General features: G+C 50.6%; 3 protein-coding genes. All 3 read right to left on the reverse strand.

What is annotated here, in order from left to right; all coding sequences use genetic code 11:
• Nucleotides 1-106: 106 nt before the first annotated feature.
• From KME11_05140 to KME11_05150, 3 genes are read right to left on the reverse strand one after another with little or no spacing between them, the layout of a single operon-like run.
• A complete protein-coding gene (locus KME11_05140; GenBank protein ID MBW4514591.1) occupies nucleotides 107-2,083 on the reverse strand; it encodes a phage terminase large subunit family protein in 1,977 nt (658 codons plus the stop codon).
• Nucleotides 2,022-2,672 carry a hypothetical protein gene (locus KME11_05145; GenBank protein MBW4514592.1) on the reverse strand — a complete coding sequence of 217 codons (651 nt, stop codon included), beginning with the start codon at nucleotides 2,670-2,672 and terminating at the stop codon, nucleotides 2,022-2,024. The genes KME11_05140 and KME11_05145 overlap by 62 nt, the downstream gene beginning before the upstream one ends.
• 32 nt (nucleotides 2,673-2,704) lie before the next feature.
• Nucleotides 2,705-13,693 (reverse strand): phage tail tape measure protein, encoded by a 10,989-nt coding sequence (locus tag KME11_05150; GenBank protein ID MBW4514593.1) that lies wholly within the window; start codon nucleotides 13,691-13,693, stop codon nucleotides 2,705-2,707.
• Between the last annotated feature and the right edge of the window lie 50 nt (nucleotides 13,694-13,743).

Consider the following 13,743-nt stretch of genomic DNA (forward strand, 5'->3'; position numbering starts at 1 on the left):
GTGAGGCATGAGCGCCAATCAAATTAATCGGACGGCGCGGGGCGAACGCCAAAATAGCATATCAGGTTTTCGCACCCGTCAAATCCGTCACGCTGTCGGATTTGGTTCAAGCTCTAGAACCAAAAGCAAAATTAGGCTCCTCGACATACCCCGCTGCCAGCACTGCCATTTCTGCAAAGTTATCGGCATGGAATAAGTGATCAGGCGCTCCGGGAACTTGCACCCACTGTCCATCCATCCGACGATCGCTTGTCAAATAGTGATAAATCAGATTGAGATCATCACCTGGATCATAGGTTGAGCCACTGGGCAATCCCTGTTGTCCTCGGTAAATCCGAGTGCGTACAGAATCCAATCCAAACGATCGGTGCAGGGCATAAACAGGCACCTTTTCACCCTGCACATCCCGTTCTGATATCTTAAACTTTTCGCCTTTTAGCTTGAGTTGGTCAAACAGAAAAGTCTGTCCCAACCCTGATTCCATGTGCATATCGTGATACTTCAAATCACCGGATAAATCAATTGATAGCTTGCAGTGAGGATGCTTCCGAGCATAGTCGGCGGCAAGCTGAATCTCTGGCTCATTATCCATCCCGATTAAGTTCACCTGATGTTCCCGCAAAAAGTCTTCACTAGGGAACCCGTGAATTTGCCCCGTCCAGATGACCTCCTTAAAAGCCTCTAGCCATTTGCGCTCCCAATCTCCTTCACGTCCTAAGTACCACTTCTGAATCTGCACCCAGTTTGCCGCCTTGCCCTGGTCTAATCCCAACACAATTAAGTCATGGGGGCGATCGCCCGGTGCCGTTCTCCCCACACAGTCCATTAATTTCTTGAGGCTAATCTTACCCCCTCCCAGTGACACAGTTTTGCCCAAGCCTTGCTGTAATTGGTCAGCCGGATCAGAGGTGTAAACGAGTTTGTAAATTCGTTCTGAAGGTCGAAATAAAGACGAAGCTAATCGGGGCAAATCGATCGCCACGGGCTTAATGACTGGCGTTTTATTCTGAGTAATCTCACGACAAAAATCAGTTAATGTTTTATTCCCAGATTCAAAAATACCTGCCTTAATTGCCTCCCAGGTTAGTTCCTGTTCGCAGTGCCTACAGCCGATATATGCCGTATCAATCATCGACTGGCGATCGCTCTCGTCATGGCAAAACCATTCATAGGGTCTGCCCGTCATGTCTACAAATCTTTCCTCCTCCCCTTCGCCTTCACTCTCCACCATGACAGGCTTTAAGAAGTTTCCAAAAGCATCCAAGTTTTGTCTTGTGCCGCAGTGAGGACAAGTCACAAACCATTGAAACATCATGCCAGATTGCTTAATTTGGCTGTCCACAATGCCGCCCTCAACTCCTGGCGTAGAACCTGCTCTAAATGGTTTAGTGGGCATGGTGCAAGCGGATTGGCGTTCTGTCGCAATATCGATCGCCCCTTCAGCCCATAGCTCAATTTCATCAGCCAGAACCACGAACGCTGTGAAAGAAGACATTTTAGGAGATGCCCGCCGCTGCTCCTTATTGGCGGCTGGTAAATGTGCAGAAAAAAAGGTTAGCTCAATGCCGCCTACTGTAATTTTTTCCTGTTTATCTACATCTTTCCGGCGCGTGATATTCCAACGTGCCAGTCTGCGTTTTTTAATGGGGTCAATGTGGTCAAAACTGGGCTGTATTCTTGGGGCAACGGTGCCCCGCAGCTTGCCTTCCTGCTCAAATCCCATAGCGGCAGGGATGCAGATTTCACAAACCAGGAACGAGGCGATCGCAATCAATGATTCGGTAAACCCAACCTGCGAAGGCTTCGTCACAATTAAGCGCTCAATCCATGGACACGCCAGAATTGTGTAGTATTGCTCCATGAAAGGCTCGTCCCATCTCAAGCGATCGCCCCCACTCATGCGGTAATGTTTTTTAATCCAGGCGATCGGGTAAGCGCTGCCCTCTGAGTACCACCGAGCCACGCCCTTTTTTCGAGCATCAATTAAGGCTTTGCTGAATAGCTCCATCTGGCTAGAGTTTTCAGCGATCGTCATCCGGCTCTGCGTAGTCGGACTCAAACCCCAAGGCGTTCTCAATTGCATTCGGCGGCTCCACTTTAAATCCTGCTTTTTGTAATAGTGTGGCGGCTGTGTTGAGGTTGCCGACCGCAGCTTCGCCGAGTTTGTCCCCGATCGCCAGAAACTTGGCAGCATTTAAAAACTGTTTCCAGTCGGCAGCCTTGATATTCGTGACCAATAATCCGTTCTCTTCATTGCGAGTTGTCGTCTGATTCACGATGGGCATTTTCAGCATGGTTTCAGCCTTTGCCCGAATTGCCTCATAGTGATTCCAGCGATTAGATCGCAGAACCTGCATCTTAATATCCCACTCTCGATCTTCATCCTGTTGCTTCTCTAAATCCCATGCCTGAACCCGTTCTTCCCACTGCCAGCGATCGATATGAGCAAACCAGCTACCCGGTATCCTTGCTTCTGGTTTAAAGCACTTTTTGATGCTTTCTGATGCCTTATCCTTGAGAGCCATCTCGTTCAAATACACCGATCGCTTCGATCGCTTGCCCACCTGATTCCGATAAGCACAAAACCTTCTGAACCAGTCAGTAGGCTCATTGGGCTGCCGCTCCCAAATGGGTTCGACTAACTCTGCACTAAGGTTTACAGGCTTTTTCACGGAATTTTATCAGCTTCAGAATCAACCAACTTTTATCGCGCCTTTTCCAGGGTTGCCCTCAGAATATCCACGACTTGACGCTCTAGCAGGGGAGCAATTTTATCCATGAACTCGGACACGATCGCCATAGAATCTTGATTAGAGCGATCGCCCCCCTGCCCAATTACAATGTCCCCAAAATTGAGTTGTAAAGAGATAGGGGGAAGAGAACTATTGCCGCGATCGCCCACGGGAACCGGGACGGGTAGGGGAATAGGAATGGGTGGAAGTTGGGGGATGAGCTGCATTAAAGAGGTCGCGCCGCCGTTCATGCCCTCTAGAATCGGTCTGAATATTTGGGAGGCGATCGGGTTGAGAATGAATTCTCCAGGAGTAACTAATGCATTTTGACTATCTGTACCTCCAGAGCCTTGAACTAATCCACCCTTAGCAAAGCGCTGGACGGGCGTTTGATTTTGCTGGGGCTGAGGCTGAACGCCTGAGATTGCGGTGAAGATGGAGCCGAGAATTGGGATACCTGCGATCGCTTGCCCGATACCTTGAATGAAGGATTGAATCGCTCTAAAGGGTGCAGAAATCGCGTTAGCGACTAATCCTGGTAGGTTAATAAAGAATGAGGCAATGCCTTGGATTAACCCCACGAAGGTCAGAACGGGCTGGATTAATGCTGAGTAGAATGCGGTGCCGATCGCCTGAAAGATGCCAACGAATACGCCCAAAATGCGGACGGGAATCATCAGAACTGAAACCAGAATACCGACGATGCGAACGATACCTGCGATCGCCAGTCCCACAACTCGGATGCCCGTCGAGATCACAGAGAAGATGATTCGGATGGGCAAGAATGCCAACTCAAGCGCGGCTTTTATGACGTTTAATGTGCTAGCGCTCTGATTTGTATTCTGATTGAACATCGAGAAGAACCCTTGCACAGCTTGGATCATGGGCTGTAGGGGTGTAATAAAAGCATTAAATAAATCTCCGAATGCTCCCCCAATGTCGTTAAACGCTGCACCGATCGCCTGAATCGGTTGCATGAGAATAGAACCAATAATGCTGGCGATCGCGCCTACGGTTCCAGAGATGATTGACCAGATACCGCCCAGAACTGAAGTGATGAAACCAAACGCGCCATTAATAACCTGCCGAATGCCCATAAAGTTAGTTTGATAGGCAACGAAGACCAGGGATGCAGCCGCCAGGAATGCTAGGACAAATGGCAGCATCGGACCTGTTACCGCCAACCACATGGAAGATGCGGCGGTAGCGACTCCAGCGAAGGACGTTCCGACGATACCGGAAACGGTTGTACTAACTGCTCCCCAAATCGCACTAAAGACACTTAAGCCACCAAAGATGGCGGACAGATTTAATCCCATGCCAGAGGCGATCGCAGTGACGGAGGCAAACCCGCTTGAAACAATACCGCTTGCTGTCGAGGTGATTAACGCCCAAATACCAGATATACCGCCTGCGGTCGTATAGGTTGCAACTAGCCCCGCCCACATTGAGGACGCGGTTGCAGTAACGCTTGCGAAACTAGCTGAGACGAAACCAGAGACGGAAGAGGTAACGCCGCCCCAGGTCAGGGTGCCTAGATTCAATGATGCAAATGAACTGATCATTAGCGGCATTGTGGCAATTAAGCCCATAACGCCTGATGCTAGAGTTGCGAATCCATTAATCGGCGCGGCTAAACCAGGGGCGATCGTGCTGAGAACCGCCGCCAGTGAACCCGCCGCATCCGTAGCAGTAGAAAGGCTTTGGGTCGCTTTTTGTCCAGTTGTGACAGCAAGCGCGGGCGCGTCGTTATTCGTTTTAATAGCTTGGGAAATACCCGATTGAGGACGAACAGGGGGGCGCTCCTGCGTTGCGATCGGGATAGGATTAGCGATCGGGGTGGCAATATTTTGGACGGGATTTGAGCGCGAGTTGAATAGGCTTGAAGGCTGACCGATAAAGCGTTGCAAGCGGTTGGGCGTTGCCTGCGGTTGGGTGTTTGTATTTTGAGAATCAATTAATCTTTTAGTTTGAATCGAGGCAATTGATTGGGCTTGCTCTGGGATAGAAAGGGGTTGAGGCAAATTAATAGCTTGAGAAATACCCGCCGCTGATTTAACGCTGGTTTGATTTGCCGCAGCGGGGGCGTTCTTAAGCTTTTGATCGAAATTGACCAGCTCTTGAGCTTCTGGAATCGTGGCGGTTTTGCCCCGAGCTTTCATCCCGACCGCTTGAGCTAGTTTACCGATTGGGGAACTGGCGATCGCAGCTCCAACACCTTTAACCTTGGCTTCAATCTGAGCAATGATGCCGATGAACTTTTCCAGCATTGCTCTGGGAGAACTGAAGGCAGAACCGATGACGACCCCGAAGCCTGAGAAGATTTGCTTCAAGCCTTGCAGTAATCCACTCACCATCTGAACGGAGCCGCCCAGTGTCGTACTGATTGTGCTGGCGATCGCTTTGACTACCTGACCCGCGCCGCCGAATACCTGCTTAAATCCAGTGCCGATTCTGCTCAGGTTGCCTGTGAAGACTCCAGCAATAATATTGCCGATACCTTTCAGAATATTAATTAATCCTGAGAGGGCTTGAGTGATGCCAGAAATTAACCCTCGGATAATTTGAGCGACGGCGGTGAAAATTGTCTTTAATCCTAGGAAATTTCTAGAGACTAGGAAGACAGCCAGCCCCACGCCTGCAAGCGCTAAGCCAACCGGGGCAAGTGCAATCAAGCTAGAGAAGCCGAAGGATGCAGCCGCTAGAGTGAGATGATTAAACGCTTTTCCAACGGTTTGACCCGCGATCGCTGCCATTCCTGACATTGCAGTTGAGAGAAGTTTTCCAGCCCCAACCCCGTGATCAACTAACCCGCCCAGGAACCCGCCGATCGCCCCGACCGCCTTTTGCCAAGCGATCGGAATCTTGATGGTAGGCGAATGATTTAGAGCATTAATTAATCCTTGCCCTGCGTTCTCTCCACCTTGAACTAACCCGCCCAACATTCCACCAAACCAACCGGAAAACCCTTGCCATGCACCGCTAATAGTAGAAACTGCTAACTGCAATGCTCCGGTCACGACCCGCGCCATATCTGCCAGAACTCGGAAGGGATTGAGCAGGTAGGAGATTAATTGACCGAGGGCGATGAATGCTGAGCCGACCGCTTGCACGATCGAGCGGATGCCTAGGAAGTTATTCTTGAACCCAAAATAGAGCAGAGCAACGCCGCCAGCGATCGCCGCAATGATAGGCAGGAATGGCAGCACGACTGGGATGATGGCTGAGAAGGAAGCGATCGCCGTTGTTGCAAACCCACTCATGACCGGAATTAAGGCGCTAATCGTAGTTATTGCGGTTGAGCCAAAGCCAGCAATGATAGGGGCGATCGAACTGAAACTCTTGCCAATCATGGGAATAAATGACTTTGCAGTTGTCCCAAGCCCCTTAATTCCGGGGGCTAAACCTGTAAAGAATTTCTTGGCTTCTGGCAGAGAATCAGCGAGGGTGCTGGCGGTATCAGTCAGGTCAGAGAGCATGAATAATGGTGTCGCAAGCTGCGGTGCAAAGTTGCTCAAGCTCATGCCGATCGAGCTGCTGGTGCTACCCAGCGCGGCGGCTCCTTTACCTTTTGCTGCCGTCCTGAGATGTTGCCCGATCGCTCCCATTTTTGTCTTTGAGCTTTGCGCGGCGTGATTCATTCCGGCGGTAATGCGATCGCCAATCTGATGCCCCGTAACTCCGGCGGATTGCCTAATCCCGTCCATTTCGGCGCGAATCTTATCCCCGGTCATTGCCCATTTCATTCTGATCTGAAAGGTCGGGCCCGGTGAAGCCTCGGCTAAATTCGATTGTAAATCGCGTCCCGCCTGCTTGCTCTTGCCCTTGAGGAATCCAAACACGCTGCTAAGTTTGTCCCCAACGCCTTCCCACAGTGCTTTAATTTTGTCCACTACGGCGGCAAAAGTGGTGGGGATGGTATGAACAAAGCTCATGAAGCTTTCCAGAATTGGCACTTGGTTAAGACTGGTTAGCCCTGTCCAAACTTCTTTAATTTTCTGAACGCCAGTGGTAAAAATTGTCCCAATTTGGTGAACAGATTGCCCAACTTTGGCAATAATTTCCCCAACTTTGGCAGGCAAAATTTCCAATGTTGCCAAATTTATAGTGGGCAATTTGAACGCTAAACCGTGCCAAATGTCTTGTGCCTTCTGGATTCCAGCGCTGAAAATGTTTTCAAATTGGGCAATGACTTGACCAATTTTGGCAGGCAAATTTGCTAAATGTGCCAAATTTACATCAGGCAATTTTAGGGTTAAGCCTGACCAAAATTGTTGAATTTGGGCAAGGGCGCTATGAACGCGATCGCCCACTGCATTAAAAATTGCGCCTGCCGATTGGGGTAGCACTGACCAGGCGCTTTCAATGCCAGAAGTGATGAGGCTGGCTGTTTTACCAATGCCCTTAAACGTGTTTGTGATTAAGGAGAATACTTGCTCAATCCCTTGCCCCACGCCACGAGCAATCCGCAATAAGCCCTCAAACGTCTGTCCAATTCCTGAACCAATGCGGGTAAATGCTGCCTTTATTTGTTGACCGCCTGACTCGAATGCCGTAACAACTGTGGTAAATCCTGCTCTAATCTTGAAGAAATCGCCCGTCAGAGCTGCGGGGATACCGCCCAGGATTTGAGTTAGACCTTTGGCTAGTTCGTAGGTAGTCTTAATCAGGGCGGCAACCGATTCGACCGCGCCACGCACGATATTAAACAAGCCACTGGCGGTTTTAATTAAGCCCTGAATAATTGTTCTGATGCCCAGGAAGTTAGAGGCGATCGCCAGTACTCCCAAGGCAATCCCCGCCACAATTAGAATGATGGGGCTGAGCGAAGTGAGGGAGGCTAGACCGAAGGCAAAAGCGGAGAATGTGGCAGCGTTAAACTGTCCCACTGCCCCACCGATCGCCTCTCTTAATCGTTCTACCGGGGCAATCTGCAAGGCTTGAGCAATCGTCCTGGTGAGCTGTCCCCAAGATTGAGCGATCGCGGTGCCAGATTGGGCACCTAGAGTAGCAATCTTAGTCGCTGCGCCTGCAAACCAGTTAGAAAATGCCGTCCATTGCGATCGCGCTGGGGCCGTATCTTGAGTAATTGTCTGGGTGATTGTCTGATTCGCTAACTCAGGAATCAATTGATTCTTTAATTTTGATTCGTTACTAATAGCGGTTGAGATTGGCTGAGGTGGAATGGATTGGGCAGGCGATTGGGCAGGCGATTGGGCGGCGGCTTGGACGGGGTTTTGAGGCAGGGTGGGAGCGGGTTGAGATTGGGTTTGGATCGGTTGAGCTTGGGCGGGGCTACTGGGCAGGACGGGCTTTGAAACTGGGGTGGCAACCAGTTGAGATTGGGGTTGAACAGGATTAGAACGGCTAGAGGGAGCAGACTGGATTTGATTAATGGCATTGGATTTCTGAGCCTCAAATACGGCTTGATTAACTAGAGGTTGCTCGATCGGGGACTGTTTAACAACAGGCGGCTTAACGGGTTGAAGGACGGATTCGGCGACGTTAGACGGAGGGAGTGAGGCGGGTTCTACCTTTGGCTTCCGCCCAAAAATATTGCTGACTTTATCGCCCAGTTCAGAGAGTTGAGTAAAGGGGGATAGCAACATCTCTCGGACGGCTGTACCTGCTCCGGCGATCGCAGTGATCATGAATTTTAGACCGGAGGAAATGAGGGTAATCACCCGCTCAATCACCCGGAATGGCATCAGGAGGGTGAAGCCAAGGACGCTGGCAATCCCTTCTACTAGGGTTCTCACTCCTAGAAAATTACTGCGGAAAGCATAGGTGAGGAGGGCGATCGCGCCTACCGCTAGAGCTACGCCTGCAATGAAGGGAAGCAACGGAGCGATAACGGTAGTCCAGGCGGCGCTGGCGGCGGTTGCAACCATGGGAAAGACGGTTGAAGCCATCAGGCTTAATTTAGGGATGAGCTGCCCAGATAAGCCCTGCAAGCTAGAGAGCATGGATAGACCCGCACCTTTTAGAGGGGCAATTCCTTTCTTTGCCGCATCTCCCAAGCCTGCTAATTTAGGGGTAAACTCAGTAAACATTTTTTTGGCAGCGGGAATTGATTCTGAGAGAGAATCAAAGCTGCTGACTAAATCTCCAGCGATAAAGAGGGGGGCGGCAAGCTGGGGGGAGAAATTGCTTACCACGGAGCCGAGGGAAGAGAAGCCGCCGCCCACCTTATTGAGGCGATCGCGCAAAACATCCCCGAATTTGACCTTGCTTAAACTGCTGCTAATTTTGCCGCCTGTCGATTGAGCATGAGCCGATAAATACTCCATTTGCCCAGTCAGGGCGATCGCCAGCGCCTTCCATTTTTGGCGAATTTGAAAAGTCGGACCCGGAGAATTTTCGGCAAGATTTGAGACTAATTCCTTGCCTGTCTTTTTGCTCTTACCTGTAATCCGATCCATAAACCCGCCCACCGAGCTAGTTAGACCGCTCCAGATAGCTTGGACGCGCTCGACGGCGGCGGTAAATAGCGCCGGAATCGTGTGAATGAAAGCCTTAAACTCATTCAGGACAGGAACTTGATCGAGGCGCTGAGTGAAGCTGAGCCAGCCGTGGGATACCTTTTCTAGGGTGGCTGTCACTAACCCCGGTAACTGCTCAAAGACGGCGGTTTTCAGGTGGATGGAATGAGAGTTAAGGCGATCGGTAAAGCTCCGCATCGTATCACCCGCTCGACTGGTGATGGCTGTAATGATGCTGGGTAGACGGGAGAGCTTAGCCAGATTTAACGAGATTGGGACAGCGCCGAGATGATTAGTAAAAAGATTAATTGATTCTTTTGCTCTAGCGGTAATCCCGGTGAGGATATTAGGCAGTTGGGAAATTCTAGAGAGATTTAAGACAACTGGGAGAGAAGCGATCGCCCGGATGCCGCCCGTGATCACAGACTTTGCTCGCTCAAATAATTGATTGATTCTAGAAAATGATTGCCGCAGGGATTCTAGATTAAGGTGAAGTTTTGCGCCTGAGAATAGCTTACCAACAGCCTGTAGGACAGATGAGGCGATCGCGCCCACCCCTTTGAACGTTGAGGTTGAGACGGTTCTCACGAGGTTAAACGCCGATCGCGCTCCATCGCCTATCCGCCCAAAATCACCCCGCAGCATTCGCAGGATAACCCGCATAGAATGACCGACCGCTGAAAAGACTTGCTCAACTCCTTGGAACACGCCGCGCAGGATTTGAGCCGAGCCTTGGAAGGTTTGCTTGACGGCAATTGATACGCTTTGAGCAATGTTCTGGATACCCTTAAATACCAGTTTAATCCCTTCTCCCATCACGGAGAAATCACCGCGCACAGCCAAGCTCATGCCTGAGAAAATTTTGCCGATACCTTGAACAATTTGAATGATGCCAACCAGCGATCGCCTGAATCCTTGGACAACTCCAGAGACGACTTGAAACACGCCTTTAAGAATGGTTCTTAAGCCTAGGAAGTTCCTGGAAATGGCGACGGCAATGATGATCACGCCGCTCATGATCAGGATGACGGGGGAGAATGAGGCGAGAGAGGCAATGCCAAAAGCGGCAACGCTTAAACTCATGCCGCCGATGTGATTCGAGATATTAGCGATCGCGCTGGTTAGGTTGCCGATGTAGCCCTGGAGTCCGGTTTGAGCTTTGCTAAAGTCAAGGGTGGCGATCGCGGTTCCGGTTGCTTGGGCAAACTGCACCGTCTGTTGAGTCAGGGTAATAAACTGCTGTTTTATCGGCGCTAAATCGAGATCAAATAGCCCCGATAGACCTAGAAATTTAGCTTGCGAAGCGCGATCGTTATATGCTTGCTCAACTTGCGAAACGCCTTGAGTGACTGCACTTTGAGCCTGTGGTATCTGATTCGTAACGCTCTGAAGGACGGATTCAAATACAGCGATCGTTTCAAGTTGAACACGAGCTTGGACAGGAATTGTAACCTGTGGTGATACCGTTGCAAGTGCTGATGAAGGCTCAAGGGGAGCAGCAGGGCGTAACCCAGGAACAGGCTGAGGAACAGACTGAGAAGCAGGCTGAGGACGGATAAAAGGTTGAATATCATTTTTCGGGTTGGCAAGCTGGCTAGTTTGTGGACTAAGCGGTGGAATAGGCGCACTCACAGGGGGGAGGGTAAAGTTTGCCAGGTTGGGGACGGGGCTTATCGCCAGTGGTGGCGGCGGCTTAATATTCTGAGTCGGCGGGGTTGCCGCTGGAGAGGATGGCTTTTTACCCCCATTACCACCGTTATCTCGCAGGAACGGGGGAATCAGCTTCTCAAACGCATTTCCCACGCCTCTAGGGACGGCGGTAAGCATCTCAGTTAGCCAGGTGGCGAATCCTTGCCACATCTCACCCATGACCGAAAGAGTGGTGCTGGCGGCTCCTAGAATTGCTTGAAATGGGCTGATAAAAACACCCGTGAGCAAAACGCCAACGCCTTGCGCTGCACTGACTAGGAAGCTCATTAGACCCTGAATTTTAGCGATCGCCCCTTCCCAAGCGATCGGAATTTTGACGGTGGGTGAATGGTTTAGAGCGTTAATTAATCCTTGCCCCATATCGATCGCAAACTGTACCAGCGGCATTGATAAAAACCAGGTGACGAACCCTTGCCATGCGGTCTGTATGCGTTGCGCTGCATAGACAAATGGGGATGCGATCGCGCTGGCGATGACCAATACAAATTGCATCGGTTTGATGATTGAGAAATCAATTACCGCGCCGATCGCTTGTATGCCGCCGACTAGTATTTTGACGATCGCAATGATGCCGTTAAGGGGCACCACAATAAAGTTACCCAGGATAAATCCTAGGATTTTTCCAACATTTTCACCCGCCCCCGCGAATGAGCCGAAGGCGGCGGATGCTTGCTTGATAGCATCACCCACGAGGGTAAATTGTCCCGCTACGGGTTGCAGGGTCGTGAGGATGGGTTTGAAGGCATCCATAAAGCCTGTCGCTAACCCTTTGAGCAATCCCACGACCAAACCGATCGGGGCGGCTATAACGCTGAGAATCACGCCCAGAATGTTAATGCTTGGGGTTAACAGTTCAATCGCAGCATACAGCGCCACAAACCCCGCAATCGTCAGGGCGATCGGGCTGGTGAGAGCCGCCAGCGCTCCGGTGGCAAAAGTGCCGATCGCCGTCCCAAAACCTGAGAGAGTCACACCCGCCTCCGTCATTACTCCGGCAAAGCCTTGGGTGCCGAAGGCGAGGGCAATTTTCTGGGTTGCTCCCGTTAATGGAATTGTCCCATTCTTAAGCAGTGTGGAGGCGATTCCGGTGGATGCCATCGCTTGCTGTAGGGAGAAATAAGCGATCGCCAGTGTCCCCACGACGACTGCCAGGGATGCCAATCCTAGGGTGAGTGCGCCTGCAATCACAATTCCCGTTTTCATGGGTTGAGGTAAGCCAATAAAGGCGGTCATCAGTTTAGATAGAGCGTCCGCAGCCGTTTTAACGACCGGGGCTAGAACCTGTCCGATTTCAATTAAAACTCCCTCCCAAGCTGAGGAGAAATTTCGGAAAGAGCCGCCCATTCCCTTCTCTAGAGTTAGCGCTGCTTCTGTTGCAGCTCCCATCCCCTGACTAGCTCTGTAGTTAGCGTCGGTGTAGGCGTTAATTTTCCCAGTGTTGTTAATCAGGTATTGAGCGCCGCCGATCGCTTCTGTACCGAAAATTGCTTTCATGGCTTCGGCTTTTTGACCATCATTAAGCTGTCCCAATCCGCCGTGAATATCCTTCAAAACTTGATTGACAGGACGCATTTTGCCCGATGAATCCAGCACTGAAACGCCTAACTGCTCTAGCGCCCTTCTCGCTTCACTCGTAGGAGCAGAGAGGCGGGTAAACACCGATCGCATTACCGTCCCAGCTTCAGATCCTTTTAGTCCCGCTTCTGATAAAACCCCAATCATGGCGGAGGTTTGCTCTAGGCTTGCTCCGTAGGTTTTGGCGTTCACACCTGCGTACTTTAGAGATTCACCCAAGTCTTTTACATCAAGTTGAGCAGAGTTAGCGGTCTTTGCCATCACGTCCGCAACGTGAGCAGAATCGGCGGCTTTCAAGCCGAACTGACCAATGGAACTAAGGGTATATCCTGTTGCCTCAGCTAGTCCCATACTGCCAGCAGCGGCAAGTTTTAACGTCCCGTCGATCGCGCTTAACTGTTGATCGACGGTATATCCAGCCTGAGCCAAAAGGACGAAACCGCCTGCGGCTTCACTAGCGGAAAACTTAGTTGTCGCCCCTAATTGCTTAGATTTATCTCTAATCTTGTCTAGATTGGCTTGGGTTTTCTGGGTCGCATCCATTACCGCTTCCACGGCAAAAAGTTGATCCTCAAACCCCTTGTAAGTATCAATTGATTTTTTGCCAATCATCGCTAGAGGCATAGCGATCGCTGCCCCGGCTGTAGCCACTCCTGTTGCCATGCCAGCCCGTTCGGTAGCATTAGCGCCGACCCGTTGCTGCCCTGAGATGTCTACCTTGTTCTGGGCAACCTGCTTTGCTCTAACAATCTCAGATTTGAACTGGCGATCGGCGGCGGTCGTGCCCGTTATCTGGGCTTCCAACTTATCTAATTCGGCAATGTAAGAATGAATCGATTTTTTAGCTTGATCAAAGACGGCTGGATTTTTTAGATCGCCAAAATCAATATTCCTAGATTCTGCTCTGAGCGCTCGGAATTCCTGCTTAATCGGGGATAGATGGCTTGCTGTACTGGTGAGGACATTATTAGTTTTTTTAACTTCGTTCGCCAAGTCTCGGACATTGTTGGAAGCTGCTCCGAATGTGGAATTGAGCTTTTGTCCTAATGCCGTTCCGCTCGTTTTCTCCAGGTTTCTAATAGCAGATTCGATATTGTGCAAACCACGTTCCACCTTGTCCATCGTGGCGAAGGCGTTGTTTTGTACTTCAAAAGCGTAGTAAGCCGTTAAACCGTAGCGATCGGTATCTGCCATAAAAACAAAAAAGCCCCGCTGGAAGGCGTGGCTCTGTGGAGTGAATAAAT

It is taken from the genome of Timaviella obliquedivisa GSE-PSE-MK23-08B, assembly GCA_019358855.1.
Taxonomy (GTDB): Bacteria; Cyanobacteriota; Cyanobacteriia; order Elainellales; family Elainellaceae; genus Timaviella; species Timaviella obliquedivisa.